This is a genomic window from Streptomyces sp. NPDC055243, from assembly GCF_044544025.1.
Classification (GTDB): domain Bacteria; phylum Actinomycetota; class Actinomycetes; order Streptomycetales; family Streptomycetaceae; genus Streptomyces.
Window position 1 is genome coordinate 91,400 of the sequence record NZ_JBITWR010000019.1, and the last position, 15,483, is coordinate 106,882.

The 15,483-nt window shown below is 70.2% G+C and carries 10 protein-coding genes; 7 read left to right on the top strand and 3 right to left on the bottom strand.

The features are described from left to right. Window positions 1–133: 133 nt before the first annotated feature. A complete protein-coding gene (locus tag ACIGXX_RS37520; protein WP_399982676.1) occupies window positions 134–1,327 on the bottom strand; it encodes a tyrosine-type recombinase/integrase in 1,194 nt (397 codons plus the stop codon). 245 nt (window positions 1,328–1,572) lie between these two features. On the opposite strand from ACIGXX_RS37520, the gene ACIGXX_RS37525 reads away from it, so the two are divergent. From ACIGXX_RS37525 to hflX, 5 genes are all read left to right on the top strand, one after another. Continuing rightward, window positions 1,573–2,034, top strand: coding sequence for a hypothetical protein (locus ACIGXX_RS37525; protein WP_351173525.1), 462 nt, complete (start codon window positions 1,573–1,575; stop codon window positions 2,032–2,034). A 75-nt stretch (window positions 2,035–2,109) separates the two neighbouring features. Beyond that, window positions 2,110–2,988, top strand: coding sequence for a diaminopimelate epimerase (gene dapF, locus ACIGXX_RS37530; protein WP_383823923.1), 879 nt, complete (start codon window positions 2,110–2,112; stop codon window positions 2,986–2,988). A gap of 142 nt (window positions 2,989–3,130) precedes the next feature. Next, window positions 3,131–5,284 carry an HD domain-containing protein gene (locus tag ACIGXX_RS37535; RefSeq protein WP_361468282.1) on the top strand — a complete coding sequence of 718 codons (2,154 nt, stop codon included), beginning with the start codon at window positions 3,131–3,133 and terminating at the stop codon, window positions 5,282–5,284. Between the two features lie 111 nt (window positions 5,285–5,395). Beyond that, window positions 5,396–6,883: a M1 family metallopeptidase gene (locus ACIGXX_RS37540; RefSeq protein WP_361468279.1), complete on the top strand. Its 1,488-nt coding sequence runs from the start codon at window positions 5,396–5,398 to the stop codon at window positions 6,881–6,883. Window positions 6,884–7,053: 170 nt separating this feature from the next. Next, window positions 7,054–8,553 (top strand): GTPase HflX, encoded by a 1,500-nt coding sequence (hflX, locus tag ACIGXX_RS37545; protein ID WP_361468276.1) that lies wholly within the window; start codon window positions 7,054–7,056, stop codon window positions 8,551–8,553. Between the two features lie 139 nt (window positions 8,554–8,692). On the opposite strand, the gene ACIGXX_RS37550 is transcribed toward hflX, so the two are convergent. Together ACIGXX_RS37550 and ACIGXX_RS37555 are read right to left on the bottom strand one after the other, a co-directional pair. Beyond that, window positions 8,693–9,916, bottom strand: coding sequence for a hypothetical protein (locus tag ACIGXX_RS37550; RefSeq protein WP_361468272.1), 1,224 nt, complete (start codon window positions 9,914–9,916; stop codon window positions 8,693–8,695). Window positions 9,917–10,108: 192 nt separating this feature from the next. Beyond that, complete coding sequence (locus ACIGXX_RS37555; RefSeq protein WP_361468270.1) at window positions 10,109–11,344, bottom strand: hypothetical protein; 1,236 nt, start codon at window positions 11,342–11,344, stop codon at window positions 10,109–10,111. A 328-nt stretch (window positions 11,345–11,672) separates the two neighbouring features. Between ACIGXX_RS37555 and ACIGXX_RS37560 the strand changes: the two genes are divergently transcribed. Together ACIGXX_RS37560 and ACIGXX_RS37565 are read left to right on the top strand one after the other, a co-directional pair. After that, window positions 11,673–13,232 (top strand): diaminobutyrate--2-oxoglutarate transaminase family protein, encoded by a 1,560-nt coding sequence (locus ACIGXX_RS37560; RefSeq protein ID WP_399982685.1) that lies wholly within the window; start codon window positions 11,673–11,675, stop codon window positions 13,230–13,232. 98 nt (window positions 13,233–13,330) lie between these two features. Further along, a complete protein-coding gene (locus tag ACIGXX_RS37565; RefSeq protein ID WP_399982688.1) occupies window positions 13,331–15,457 on the top strand; it encodes an IucA/IucC family protein in 2,127 nt (708 codons plus the stop codon). Window positions 15,458–15,483: the final 26 nt, after the last annotated feature.

Genomic DNA, 15,483 nt, shown 5'->3' on the forward strand with positions numbered 1-15,483 from the left:
TCCCGGGGTGACCCTCAGCTCGGCGCCTCGCTCCAGGTGCGGCCGCACCTGGGGTAGTGGACGGTAGGTGCTGCGCCGTGGAGGTCGAGGGGGCCGTCGCAGATCGGGCACGGGCGCCGTATCGACTGAGATGTCAGGCCGCCGCGACGTGCTCGGGTGCTTCTACCGTTGTGGTGTTGAAGTTGAGGCCGTTGTTGAGGAATGTGGCGGCTTTGGAGACGGATCCGGGGAGGAGGTGGCGGTAGGTGCGGAAGGTGATGTTGATGTCGGAGTGTCCCATCCAGTCGGCGACGTCGGTGATGGGGATGCCGTGTCCGAGGGCGTTGGAGGCGAAGTAGTGGCGGAAGCTGTACATGGTCATCCCTTGGGGGGTGAGTTCGTGCTTCTGCTGTTGGAGGTTGGTCCACCACCTTCGGAGGGTGGTGGGGGAGAGGAAGGCGTTTCCGGTGCTGGGGCGCATGGTTTTGAGGAGGTAGCCGCCTTGGAAGGTTCCGTGGGTGGCGGCGTAGCGTTCGATGCTTTCTCGGACGAAGGCGGGCAGGGGCACTTCGCGGAACTCGCCGGTTTTCCTGTGCTTGAGGGGTTCCAGGGTGACGGTCCGGTCGTGGACCTGCTGGTGCACCCGGTAGGTGTCATTGGCGACCATGTTGTTCACGTTGACGGCGAGGGCCTCGCCGTTGCGCAGGCCCATGCCGGCCATGAGGTCGACGATGAGGCGGAAGGCGTCGTCGTCACGGGCCACGCGCAGCAGACCGACCTGTTCCTTGGAGGGGATCACAGTCGGACCCGGGCGGTACTCCGGCGGGCTGACATCGAGCAGCGGGTCAAGGCCGATGATTCCGCGCCGGTGTGCGTCTTTGAGGATGCCTTTCACGCGTAGGAAGACTTGCTTCTGGGTCGCGGCGCCGACGTTGCTGCGTTCCATGGCGGTGATGAACCGTTCAACTACGAAGCTGTCGAAGGTGTGCATCTTCCGGGAGCCGATCTCGGGGTAGGCGTGGGTGCGCATCCGGGACTCGGTCGCGGCCTTCGTGCTGCCGGTGAGGCCGCGCTTGCGGGCGAACCATGCCTTCGCGTACTCCTCGAAGGTCATCTCACCGAGGGTTTCCTTCTGTTCGGCGATGCTCCGGGGAGTGGTTTTGCGGGCCGTGTAGAGCGCGATCAGGCGTTCGATGGCCGCGTCCTGGTCGGGGAAGCCGGACTCCTCGGCCTGTCTGCCGCGGGAGTTGCGGAAGCGGATCGTGTAGAGGTGCGGGCAGCCGGAAGGACGGCGGCACTCGCAGGACTTGAAGAAGCTGCCCATGCCCCGCGCAAGCTTGTTCGACACGGTTGTTGCGGTCCCCTCTTCGGGTTCGGTCTCGACCTGTAATCGGTCGCTGACCTGGGCTTATTGTTGACCTTTTGCTGACTCGCCGACCAGCAGCAGGCATCTGACCTGCAGGAACCCTCAAGCAGGGCCATAACAGCCTGATCACGTGATGGCATCGGGACGCTCCGGCGGTCATCCCGGCCCCTGGCGCCGTGCCATCATCGACCATCAATCGACCAGTGGAGTCCGAAGTGGGAGGGCGGATGGCGATGGAGGCCGGCCCTCGTGACACCGCACATGACGGCGGCGAGCTGACTCCGGACGGCCCCGACGGGCCCCCGGACGGCGTGACCGACGACGGACCCGGAGCGGACCAGATGGCCGCGGCCGAGGTCGAGGTCGAACTGCGCCCGCAGCGCCGTCTGCGCATCTGGCAGCTCGCGCCGATCGTCGTCCTGGCCGCCGCCGGATCGCTGATGTTCGCCTTCCCGCTGGCCTTCGAGTTCGGTGACGGCGGCGCCGTCGTCGCCATGCTCGGACTCCTGATCAGCTGCTGCGCCGCGGGCTGGGGCATGATGGCCGCGCGCCGCGTGGGGCACACCTGGCCGGGGCTGCCGGAGCGCGGTTCCGGAGGCCGCCCGGACTGGCGGATCGTCTCCGCGTACGCCCTGGTGTTCATCGCCGTGGCCGTCCTCGCCGTGTGGCGCGTAGCCCGCCTTCGCTGACCGCGTCGTACGAGGTCAGAGCGCTGACAGGCACCGTACGGACCGAGTGTCCTGGCTACCCCGTACGATCGAGGAATGAGCACGCGGATCGCCTTCCTCAAGGGGCACGGGACCGAGAACGACTTCGTGATCGTCCCGGACCCCGACAACGCCGTCGAGCTGCCCCCGGCCGCCGTGGCCGCCCTGTGCGACCGCCGCGCGGGCATCGGGGGCGACGGCCTGCTGCACGTCGTGCGTTCCGCGGCGCACCCGGAGGTGCGCCATCTGGCCGCCGAGGCCGAGTGGTTCATGGACTACCGCAACGGCGACGGTTCGATCGCCGAGATGTGCGGCAACGGAGTGCGCGTCTTCGCCCGCTATCTGCAGCATGCCGGACTGGTGGGCGAGGGCGACCTGGCCGTCGCGACCCGTGGCGGCGTGAAGACCGTGCACATCGCCAAGGCCGCGACCGGCGGGGACATCACCGTCGGCATGGGCAAGGCGTTCCTCCCCGAAGGGGAGGTCACCGTCTCCGTGGCCGACCGGCACTGGCCCGCGCGCAACGTGAGCATGGGCAATCCGCACGCGGTCGCCTTCGTGGACGACCTGTCCGACGCGGGAAACCTGTACGACGCACCGCCGTTCAGCCCGGCTTCGGCCTACCCGGACGGTGTGAACGTCGAGTTCGTCGTCGACCGTGGCGTGCGTCACGTCGCCATGCGCGTGCACGAGCGCGGCGCCGGTGAGACCCGCTCGTGCGGCACGGGCGCGTGCGCCGTGGCCGTCGCCGCGGCCCGCAGGGACGGGGCCGACCCCGCAGCGACCGGTTCGCCGGTTACGTACACCGTCGATCTGCCTGGTGGGAGCCTGGTCATCACCGAGCGGCCCGACGGCGAGATCGAGATGACGGGCCCCGCGGTGATCGTCGCCGAAGGCGAGATCGACGCGGAATGGTTCGAAACTGTAAACCCGTGAACTGTCGCTCGAATGGGTGATCCGTTTCACGCTCGGCGAGAGGCGGTCAGCGGCGCGTGATGGGCTCGGTAGCATCAAGCACCGGCCCGGACGGAGCACGCCGTCGTCCGCTCACCGCCGGTCGGAGCAGCCGGAGGTGCCCATGAGTGCGGAGGCTACAAACCCTGCGATGTCTGGCCCCGTGACGCCCGGTGCGCAGCGCAGGCGCGGTCGTCCGCGGCTTGACCTGCGCAGGCTCGGCCGCGCGGCCCTCATGGGGCCCGCCACCCGGGACCGTTTGCCGGATGCGATCGGCCATGTGGCGGAAGCCCATCGCGCGCACTATCCGGACGCGGATCTGGAGCCGTTGAGGCGTGCGTGGGTCCTTGCGGAGTCGTCCCACCGCGGCCAGATGCGCAAGAGCGGTGAGCCGTACATCACACATCCGCTCGCGGTGACCCTGATCCTCGCCCAGCTGGGCGCCGAGACCACCACCCTGACCGCGTCCCTGCTCCACGACACCGTCGAGGACACGGATGTGACGCTCGATCAGGTGCGTACGGAATTCGGCGACGACGTCTGCTATCTGGTCGACGGCGTCACGAAGCTGGAGAAGGTCGACTACGGAGCGGCCGCCGAGCCGGAGACCTTCCGCAAGATGCTGGTGGCCACCGGCAACGACGTACGCGTCATGTCGATCAAGCTGGCCGACCGCCTGCACAACATGCGCACGCTCGGCGTCATGCGTCCCGAGAAGCAGGCCCGGATCGCCAAGGTGACGCGGGACGTGCTCATTCCGCTCGCCGAACGCCTCGGTGTGCAGGCGCTCAAGACCGAGCTGGAGGACCTCGTCTTCGCGATCCTCCACCCGGAGGAGTACTCCCAGGTCCAGGAGCTGATCGCGGCCAACGCGGTGGGTGGCGGCGACCCGCTCGAAGGGACGGCGGACGACGTCCGCGCGGTGCTGCGCGAGGCCGGGATCGCCGCCGAAGTCCTCATCAGGCCACGGCACTTCGTCTCGGTCCACCGGGTGCACCGCAAACGCGGCGAGATGCGCGCGGCGGACTTCGGACGGCTCCTGGTCCTGGTGAACGAGGACGCGGACTGTTACGGCGTCCTCGGAGAGCTGCACACGTGCTTCACGCCGGTGGTCTCGGAGTTCAAGGACTTCATCGCCGTCCCGAAGTTCAACCTCTACCAGTCGCTGCACACGGCCGTGGCCCGCCCGGACGGAGAGGTCGCCGAAGTCCTCATCCGTACGCACCAGATGCACAAGGTGGCCGAGGCCGGCGTCGTCGCCCTGCGCAATCCGTACGCTCCTCCTTCGGAGGAGCAGTCCGATGCCGGTCCCGACGCCTCTTCGGACGTCGCCGTCGAGGGCGAGCGCGCCGACCCGACCCGGCCCGGCTGGCTCTCCCGCCTGCTCGACTGGCAGGAGGCGGCCCCCGACCCGGACACGTTCTGGTCCACGCTGCGCGAAGACCTCGCCCAGGACCGCGAGATCGCCGTCTTCCGCCCCGACGGCGGCACGCTCGGCCTGCCCGCCGGTGCGAGCTGCGTGGACGCCGCCTATGCCCAGTACGGCGAGGACGCCCACGCCTGCATCGGAGCACGTGTCAACGGCCGCCTGGCGACGCTGAGCACCGTCCTGCATGACGGCGACACGGTCCAGCTGCTCATGGGGCAGGACGCGGCATCGGGGCCATCGCGCGAGTGGCTCGACCACGCCCGCACGCCCGGCGCCCGGATCGCCATCCGCCGCTGGCTCACGACCCACCCCACGCCCGCGTCGGCTCCCGCGGCCTCCACCCCGGAGAAGCCCTCGCCCCCGCCGCAGGCCGCCGACTTCCCGCGCCCCGCCGCGGCGAACGCCGTCGTCGACAGGGAAGGCGCGAGCGTCCGGCTCGCGGGCTGCTGTACGCCCGTGCCGCCGGACGAGGTGACCGCCTTCGCCGTGCGCGGCGGCGTCGTCACCGTGCACCGCGTCGAGTGTCCCGCCGTCGGGCGCATGAAGGAGGTGGGGCGCCCCGAGGTCGGAGTGCGCTGGGGAGACAGCGCGGAGTGCCGGGTGACGCTGATCGCCGAGTCGTTCGGACGGGCGCATCTGCTGGCCGACCTCACCGAAGCCATCGCCATGGAGGGCGTCGAGATCATGTCGGCGACCGTCGAGCCGCCGACCCAGCAGCGTGTGCGCCACACGTACACGCTGCAACTGCCGGACGCGGCCCACCTTCCGGGGCTGATGCGCGCGATGCGCGCGGTGCCCGGGGTGTACGACGTCAGCCGTGCCCAGCACCCGACGGCGGCGCCTTCGTAGCAGCGCGCCACGGGGCCTCGGCGTCGCCTGCGCCGCCTACTGGCGACTCGTTCGAGTGGTGCGACGCGCGCCGACACCGGTGCGGAAGGCCCGCGCTGATAGCGGTAGTTCATGCTGCTCACCCCCCGGGTCAAGGCCTCGCGGCCGAAGACTCTTCGCATCGCGACCGCGCTCCTGGCCGCGGTCACCTCCGCCACCCTCCTCGCCGCGAGCGCGCCGTCACCGGCCAGGCCGCTCGGCATCGGCGACCGGCTCTTCCCGCACCTGGGCAATCCCGGGTACGACGTCCTGGCGTACGACATCGCCTTCACCTACCGCGGCGACAACAAGAAGCCGCTCGACGCCGTGACGGTGATCGACGCCCGCACGAGCGCCACGATGCAGCGGGTCAACCTCGACTTCGCGCACGGCAAGGTCCGCTCCGTCGACGTCAACGGATCTCCCGCCCGCTTCGAGACCACCGGTGAGGACCTGGCCGTCACGCCGTCGCGGCCGCTGGGCCGGGGCGAGCGGATGCGGATCACGGTGCGGCACACCAGTGACCCCCGGCCCACGAAGGACCGGGACGGCGGCTGGGTGCCCACCGCCGACGGGCTCGCCATGGCCAATCAGGCCGATGCCGGGCATCGCGTGTTCCCGTGCAACGACCACCCCGCCGACAAGGCACAGTTCACGTTCCGCATCACCACCCCGAAGGGGCTCACCGCCGTCGCCAACGGTCTGCCCGTCGCCACGGCGCACACCGGGTCCACCACGACCCGGGCCTTCCGCACCCGTCACCCCATGGCGACGGAACTGGCGCAGGTCTCCATCGGCCGCTCCACCGTGGTGCACCGCTCCGGGCCGAACGGCCTGCCCGTACGCGATGTGGTGCCCACCAAGGACCGCAAGGCGATGGAGCGCTGGCTGAAGAAGACGCCGGACCAGATCGACTGGATGGAGAAGAAGGTCGGCCGCTATCCCTTCGAGACGTACGGAGTGCTGATGGCGCAGGCGCAGACCGGCTTCGAGCTCGAGACGCAGACCCTCTCCCTTTTCGAGAGCGACCTGTTCAAGCGGCCCGAGTTCCCCGAGTGGTACGTGGACTCGATCATGGTGCACGAGCTGGCGCACCAGTGGTTCGGCGACAGCGTGAGCCCGAGCTCCTGGTCCGATCTCTGGCTCAACGAAGGACACGCCACCTGGTACGAGGCACTCTTCGCCGAGGAGAAGTCGAAGAAGCCCCTCCAGAAGCGGATGCGCGAGGCCTACCGGCAGTCGGACAGCTGGCGTGCGGCGGGCGGGCCGCCGGCCGCGCCGAAGGGGCCCGCGCCGGGGCAGAAGATCAGCATCTTCCGCCCTGTCGTGTACGACGGCAGCGCTCTGGTGCTCTACGCGCTGCGGCAGGAGATCGGACAGGAGAACTTCGACCGCCTGGAGCGGGACTGGGTGCGCGACCACCGGGACGGGAACGCGACGACCGCGGACTTCGTACGGCTCGCCTCGTCGACCGCGGGACGCGATCTGAGCGGATTCCTCGACCCCTGGCTGTACGGCGCGAAGACGCCTCCGATGCCGGGGCACCCGGACTGGCGTAAGGCCGCTCCCGCAGGGAAATAACCCATGTGACGAGACGGGCCGTTCCGTGCAACCATCTTCAGGTCGGCGCCGCCGCGGGTCCGGGAAAACCCTTCGGGGGGATCTCAGGGCCGGTGCCGGCCGGACCGGGGAATCTCGGGGCGGCCCGGAGCGTTGACCACTATGACGAATCCCATCGACGTAAGGATCCAATGACCTCCTCTTCTTCCCCTTCCCAGGACGCGCAGAGCCTCGCGCAGAACTACCCCGAAGGTCTTCGGGCCGATGCCCTGATGGAAGAGGACGTCGCCTGGAGCCACGAGATCGACGGAGAGCGGGACGGCGATCAGTTCGACCGCTCCGAGCGCGCGGCCCTGCGCCGCGTCGCCGGCCTCTCCACCGAGCTCGAGGACGTCACCGAAGTCGAGTACCGACAGCTCCGTCTGGAGCGAGTGGTGCTCGTCGGCGTGTGGACCTCGGGCACAGTGCAGGACGCGGAGAACTCGGTCGCCGAGCTGGCCGCACTCGCCGAGACGGCGGGCGCGCTCGTGCTCGACGGCGTCATCCAGCGCCGCGACAAGCCCGACCCGGCCACGTACATCGGATCCGGCAAGGCTCTTGAGCTGCGTGACATCGTCCTCGAGACCGGGGCCGACACCGTCGTCTGTGACGGTGAGCTGAGCCCCGGCCAGCTGATCCACCTCGAAGACGTCGTCAAGGTCAAGGTGGTCGACAGGACCGCCCTGATCCTCGACATCTTCGCCCAGCACGCGAAGTCCCGAGAGGGCAAGGCGCAGGTCGCCCTCGCCCAGATGCAGTACATGCTCCCGCGCCTGCGCGGCTGGGGTCAGTCGCTCTCCCGTCAGATGGGCGGCGGCGGATCCAGCGGTGGCGGCGGCATGGCGACCCGTGGTCCCGGTGAGACCAAGATCGAGACGGACCGCCGTCGGATCCGCGAGAAGATGGCGAAGATGCGCCGGGAGATCGCGGAGATGAAGACGGGCCGCGAGATCAAGCGCCAGGAGCGCAAGCGCAACAAGGTGCCCTCGGTCGCGATCGCCGGTTACACGAACGCGGGCAAGTCCTCCCTGCTCAACCGACTCACGGGCGCGGGCGTCCTGGTGGAGAACTCCCTGTTCGCCACCCTCGACCCGACCGTGCGCCGGGCCGAGACGCCGAGTGGCCGGATCTACACCCTGGCCGACACCGTCGGGTTCGTACGGCATCTGCCGCACCACCTCGTCGAGGCGTTCCGCTCCACGATGGAAGAGGTCGGCGAGTCCGACCTGATCCTGCACGTGGTGGACGGTTCGCACCCGGTTCCGGAGGAGCAGCTGGCCGCCGTGCGCGAGGTGATCCGCGATGTGGGCGCGACGAACGTGCCCGAGATCGTGATCGTGAACAAGGCGGACGCGGCCGATCCACTGGTCCTCCAGCGGCTGCTGCGCAACGAGAAGCACGCGATCGCGGTCTCCGCGCGCACCGGCATGGGCATCGAAGAGCTGCTCGCGCTGATCGACGCCGAACTGCCGCGGCCCGAGGTCGAGATCGAGGCCCTCGTGCCGTACACGCAGGGGCAGCTCATCTCGCGGGCGCACGCCGAGGGCGAGGTGCTCTCCGAGGAGCACACCGCCGAGGGCACGCTGCTCAAGGCGCGGGTGCACGAGGAACTGGCGGCGGACCTCACGCCGTACGTCCCGGTCGCGGGCTGAGCGCAGGCCCCGGCAGGCGTAGTTCACGCGGTTCACGCGGTGTGCACCACAGGGCGAAGGCCCGCCCCCTCTCGTAGGGGGCGGGCCTTCGCCGCGTCACGCGCGATGTGTTCAGGTGCGGCTCTCGCCTGCCGGGCGGCTACTGGGAGCCGTACTTCTCGCTCATCATGTCGTAGACCTGCTCGGCGCCCTTGCCCAGCTGCGGTCCGGCCAGCCAGGTGTTCTCGGCCGGGCCGATCGAGGTGTTCGAGACCAGCTGGGTCTTGCCGCCCACCATCCGGAACCAGCCGCCGCCGGACGAACCGCCGGTCATGGTGCAGCCGATGCGGTACATCGTCGGCTGGGTGGAGGCCAGCGAGAGACGGCCCGGCTTGTCGATGCACTTGTGCATGATCTGGCCGTTGTACGGGGGAGCGGCGGGGTAGCCCCAGGCGCCCATCGAGCTCACGCTCTGCGCCGACGGAGTCGTGAAGTCGACCGCCAGCGCGTTGCCGACCGTCTCCTCGAGGGACTTGGCGCCCTGCTTCGGCTTCACGTGCATCACGGCGTAGTCGTACGGCGCACCGGCACCGCCCGAAGCGGCGCCCTGGTCGATCCACTCGGCGGAGGTGGAGACCCAGTCGGCCCAGTACTGGCCGTAGGGGGCGACTTCCTGCGGGGCGGCGTTGCTCAGCTCGGCCTCGGACTTGCCGAGGTCGTTGTAGGCAGGCACGAAGGTGATGTTGCGGTACCAGCCACCGGCGGAACCGGCGTGCACGCAGTGGCCCGCGGTCCACACGAGGTTGGACTTGCCCGGGTTGCGCGGGTCCTTCACGACCGTGCCGGAGCAGACCATCGAGCCCTCGGGGGCGTCGAAGAAGATCTTGCCGACCGGGGCGGCGTTCTCGTGGTACGGCGTCTTCTCGCGCTTGGCCTGGACCGGCGACGGCTCGGGGTCGGTCGCGCCCTGGTCGGCGGCGGCGTCCTTCGCGGCGATCGTCTTGTTCGGGTCCTTGGCGTCCTTCATCCGCTCGGGCTTCCAGAGCCCCTCGATGACCGGATTGACGAAGTCCTTGGACTCGCGGAGCCAGTCGTCCTTGTTCCAGTTCTTCCAGGCCCCGTCCTTCCACTTGTCCGGGTCGATGCCGTGGTCCTTGAGCTTGTCGGCGATGTCGCCGGGCAGCTTGGTGTCGGAACCGGTGTCGGAGCCCTTGTCCGCGCCTTCCGCGCCCTGGGAGGTACCGGAATCGGCCTTGTCACTGGCCTTGTCGTCGGTGGGACCGCAGGCCGTGGCGGTGAGTGCCAGGGTCGCGGCGAGCCCGGTGGCGGCGAGTGCGAGACGCCGCCCGCGACTGCGCGCGAAGGGCGCACGAGTGGAACGCATGGTGCTGTAACCCCCGAATTGAACGTGTGATTGCTGCAATTGCCATGTACTTGTCATGTGTCGGCGTGGAAGCTCCGGGAGCCCCCGCCGACGCGACACCCCACTATGCCCTTGAGATGGGGGACGAATGACGGCGGGGTCGTGAAGGTTTCCGGCGACCCCGCCGTCGTACATCAGGCGATTACCGGGCGGCTACTGGTCGGCGAACTTCTTGCTGACCGCGCCGTAGATGCCCTTGGCTTCCTTGCCGAGCCGCGGTCCGGCCAGCCAGCCGGCCGTCACCGGGCCGATGGAGGTGTTGGAGACCAGGGCGGGCTCGCCCTGCGAACCCTGGGCGACCCAGCCGCCGCCGGACGAACCGCCGGTCATCGTGCAGCCGATGCGGTACATCGTCGGGTCGGGCTTGCTGATCGAGAGCCGGCCCGGCTTGTCGGCGCACTGGAACGCCTTCTGGCCGTCGAACGGCGGAGCCGCCGGGTAGCCGGTCGCCGTCATGTCGGCGATCTGGGGCACGGCCGGGGCGTTGAAGTCCACCGGGAGCGCCGAACCGACCTGCTCCTCGAGGGACTGGCCCTCACTGCCCTTCTCGGGCGTCACGTGGATGACCGCGAAGTCGTACGGCGCGCCGGCGCCGCCCGTCGGGCCGCCCTTCTCGATCCACTGGTCGGAGGTCTGTGCCCAGTCACCCCACCAGACGCCGTGCGGAGCCACCTCTTCCTTGGGGGCGTTCTCCAACTCGGCGGCCGACTTGCCGCCGTTGTTGTACGAGGGCACGAAGGCGATGTTGCGGTACCAGCCGCCGTCGGCGCCGGCGTGCACGCAGTGACCCGCGGTCCACACCATGTTGGACTTGCCCGGGTGCGCCGGGTCCTTCACGACGGTGGCCGAACAGACCATCGAGCCCTCGGGGCCGTCGAAGAACAGCTTGCCCGAGGCGGGGGCGCTGGCGTCGTACGGCGTCTTCAGGGCCGCCGCCTCCACCGGCTCGGGCGTCGGGTCGGTCACGCCCTGGTCACCGGAGATGTCGTTGTCCTCGACACCGCGGTCGGGGTTCTTGTCCGCGTCCCGCATGCGGTCCGAGTCCCACAGACCGTCGATGATCGGGTTGACGTAGTCGCCGGCCTCGCGGAGCCAGTCGTCCTTGTCCCAGTTCTTCCAGGCCCCGTCCTTCCACTTGTCCAGGTCGATGCCGTGCTCCTTGAGCCGGTCCTGGATGTCCTGGGGGATCTTGACCTTGCCGTCGTCGTTGCCGTTGTCGGCGGGCTGGGAGGCGGACGGCTCGTCGCCCGCGTTGTCCTCGCTCGGGCCACAGGCCGTCGCGGTCAGAACGAGCGCCGCGCCGATGGCGACAGCCGCCGCCACGGGGGAGGTTCTGCCGCGGGCACTCCTCCCACGACGATCGGTCTTGAGCGGACGTATGGGTCGCATAGAGAGATTCCCCCTGGGCTTCGAGATCGTTCACATGCCGGACACCGCGTGCCGCACGGCGCGTCGGCCACCGTGCTTCCGTGGCGCTGCACACCCTGCCGCGGATGAACGGCACCTCACACTATGCCGGTGCCGTAGGGGACTGCCGACGGAACGGCAACGGTTCCGTCACGGCAAGGATCTTCCGATCACCCGTGTTTCTCCGCAGCTCCCGTCGTTGGTACGTACGGGGGACTGGCGGCCTGCGTTCATCTCCCCTGCCAACTCGTCGGCGCGCTCGCCCAGATCGAGTGGGAAGCGCCCATTCCCAGCGGGAGGACCAACAGTCGTGGCCGTGACCGAGCCGGCACCCGCGGCGGTTTCCGCGGCGCACTCCGCAGCACACGAGGGGATCCTGCGACGCCAGTCGGCGCGCGAGTCGGCGGCGCGCACCTATGCGCGCGCCCTGCCGATCGTGCCGGTACGGGCGCGCGGTCTGACGATCGAGGGCGCCGACGGACAGCGCTACCTCGACTGTCTCTCGGGCGCGGGGACCCTGGCCCTCGGGCACAACCATCCGGTCGTGCTCGAAGCGATCAGAAAGGTCCTCGACTCGGGGGCGCCGCTGCACGTCCTCGACCTGGCCACGCCGGTCAAGGACGCCTTCACCACCGAGCTGTTCCGCACGCTGCCCCGCGGACTCGCGGACCGCGCGCGGATCCAGTTCTGCGGCCCCGCCGGCACCGACGCGGTGGAGGCCGCGCTCAAACTCGTGCGTACGGCGACCGGGCGCGACGGCATGCTCGCCTTCACCGGCGCCTACCACGGGATGACGGCAGGGGCGCTCGAAGCATCCGGTGGCGCACAGGACGTACGCGTGGCGCGCCTGCCCTACCCGCAGGACTACCGCTGCCCGTTCGGCATCGGCGGCGCGGACGGCGCCGAACTCGCGGCCCGCTGGACCGAGAGCCTCCTCGACGACCCCAAGTCCGGCGTACCGCATCCGGCCGGGATGATCCTCGAACCCGTGCAGGGCGAGGGCGGTGTGATCCCCGCCCCCGCCGACTGGCTGCGCCGGATGCGCGAGATCACCGCCGCACGCTCGATCCCGCTCATCGCGGACGAGGTCCAGACCGGCGTCGGGCGCACCGGCACCTTCTGGGCCGTCGAGCACAGCGGCATCGTCCCGGATGTGATGGTGCTCTCCAAGGCGATCGGCGGCAGTCTGCCGCTGGCCGTCGTGGTCTACCGCGACGACCTCGACGTCTGGCCGCCCGGCGCCCACGCGGGCACGTTCCGCGGCAACCAGCTCGCCATGGCGGCCGGTTCGGCCACCCTCGCGTACGTCCGTGAGAACGGCCTCGCGGAACGCGCGGGAGTCCTGGGCGCCCGCATGCTCGCCCAACTGCGGTCCCTGGCCGCCGGGCATCCCTGCGTCGGCGACGTCCGGGGCAGCGGCCTGATGATCGGCGTCGAACTCGTGGACCCGGGCGGCGCGGACCAACTCGGCATCTCAGATGGCCTTTCGGCCGCTATCTCAGGTGGCACGTCGAGCGGCGTACCGGCTGAGCGCCATCTGCCCGCTGGACCCGCCGTGCCTGCCGAATCCGCCGTGCCTGCCGAATCGGCCGTGCCTGCCAAATCGGCCGGGCCGTCTGAATCCGCCGGGTCTGCGGGGCCCGTCAGCTTCCTGGGCCGCTCTCCGCGGCCGCTTCCTCCGGCACCCGAACTCGCCGCCGCGGTGCAGCGGGAATGCCTGAGCCGCGGACTCATCGTCGAGCTGGGCGGACGCCACTCCAGCGTCGTACGTCTCCTTCCTCCTCTCACCATCACGGACGAGCAGGCGACCGCGATCTTGGACCGCCTCGCCGAGGCGATCTCCGCGGCAGCGCGCCCGCACTACGCATAGCCACGGCGGACCCCGGCCGTCCCGCGGGCGGCCAAGAGACATCAGCACAGCTCCGACCCGTCGCCCCGGAGCCCGAACGACCCCACAAGGAAGCCCTCTTGAACGCCACCCCCGCATCCGAAGGCCCACCCCAACCTCACGTCCCAGGCGCGTGCGGCAAGCGATCCGCGCTGGTGGCGGAGGCCGGTACGGTCCCCCGGCAGAAGGAAGGCGGGCGGGCCGAGCAGCTGCGAGGCGCGACCGCCGACCTCCTGGATCACCCGGATCCGCACACCGCCGCGCAGGTGGCGGCCATCGAGAACCTCCTGCGCTGCTGGGTGCGCGAGAACGACTTCCCGGCCCCGGAGCACGGCGCCCTGCGCATCCCGCTCGACGCCAGTGGTACCGCTCTGCTGGTCCCCGTGCACTACTGGTCGGCCACCGGCTGGCACCGGTTCGGCCTCCCGTACCTGGAGGACGGTCCTCAGAGCGCACCCCCGGCCGACGCCGTCACCGTCGCCGCTCTCCTGGGCCGAGAGACGGGCCAACGCAGCGGAGCCGCTGATCCGGAGGCGCAGGCAGCGGGGTGGGCGGAAGGCTGGGCGGAGGCGCAGGGAGAGGCACAGGCAGGGGCGCAGGCAGAGGCCGCCGTGCAAGGCGAGCCCGGCCACTCCGACTCCGACTCCGGCACCAGCTCTAACACCGGCACCGGCACCGGCACCAGCTCTGGGACCGGCACCGGCAGCGGAGCCGACTCCCTCCTCGGCGCCGGCAGCGACGACGAGCGGGTCGAGGGAGGGGACCTCGTCGGCCGCGTCGCCGACTCGGTGCGGCGCACCGCGACCTTCATCGCCGACCGCCGGAACAACCCCGGTGACGAGCCCGACCTCTTCCTCGCCGCCGAACAGTCTCTGCTCCTCGGCCACCCCCTGCACCCGACGCCGAAGAGCCGCGAGGGGCTCTCCGACACCGAATCCCGGCTCTACTCACCGGAGTTGCGCGGCGCCTTCGCACTGCACTGGCTCGCCGTCGACCCCTCCGTACTCGCCGCGGACTCAGCCTGGACCGAGCGTGGCCGCACCCTCCCTGCCGAGCAGCTCACCGCCCGCCTCGCGGGCCCGGACCTGCCGCTGCCGGAAGGCCGCGCCGCCCTGCCCCTGCACCCGTGGCAGATGCGTGAGCTCAGACATCGCCCCGCGACCGCCGCGCTCCTGGAAGCCGGACTCCTCCAGGACCTCGGCTCCCACGGCGCACCGTGGTACCCGACCTCCTCCGTGCGCACCCTCTACCGCTCGGGCGCCGCAGCCATGCTGAAGCTCTCGCTCGGCCTACGCATCACCAACTCCCGTCGTGAGAATCTCCGCAAGGAACTCCACCGCGGCGTCGAGGTCCACCGACTGCTGCGCAGCGGCCTCGCCGAGCAGTGGCAGGCGGCTCACCCGGGCTTCGACGTGATCCGCGACCCGGCCTGGCTCGCCGTGACCGGCCCCGACGGCGCGCCCGTCCCCGGGCTCGACGTCATGATCCGGCACAATCCCTTCGGTCCCGGCGACGACGTCACCTGCATCGCGGGACTCGTCTCGCCCCGACCGTCCCCGCAGTCCACCGGGCATGACCGCGCCCCGATGCGCTCCCGGCTCGGCGAGATCGTCACCCGCCTCGCCGGACGGACGGGCCGCCCCCGGGGAGCCGTCGCCACGGAGTGGTTCCTGCGCTACCTGGAGAACGTCGTACGCCCCGTGCTGTGGCTGGACAGCGAGGCAGGTGTCGCCCTGGAGGCCCACCAGCAGAACACGCTCCTGCTGCTCGACCCCGACGGTTGGCCGGTGGGCGGCCGCTACCGCGACAACCAGGGCTACTACTTCCGCGAGTCCCGCCGCGCCGAACTCGACCGAAGGCTCCCCGGCATCGGCGAGCACAGCGACACGTTCGTCTCCGACGAGGTGGCGGACGAGCGCTTCGCCTACTACCTCGGCATCAACAACGTCCTTGGCCTCATCGGAGCGCTGGGCGCCCAGCGTCTGGCCGACGAGAAGCTGTTGCTCGCCGGGTTCCGCCGCTTCCTCGGCGACGTCGTCTCCGGTCCCGCTCCGCTGCGTTCGCCGCTGCCCGCTCTGCTTCTCGACTCACCCGTGCTGCGCTGCAAGGCCAATCTGCTGACCCGGCTGCGCGGGCTCGACGAGCTCGTGGGCCCCGTCGACACCCAGTCCGTCTACGTCTCCATCGCCAACCCCCTTCATTCCTGAGGAACATGACCGACCCTTTCTGAGAG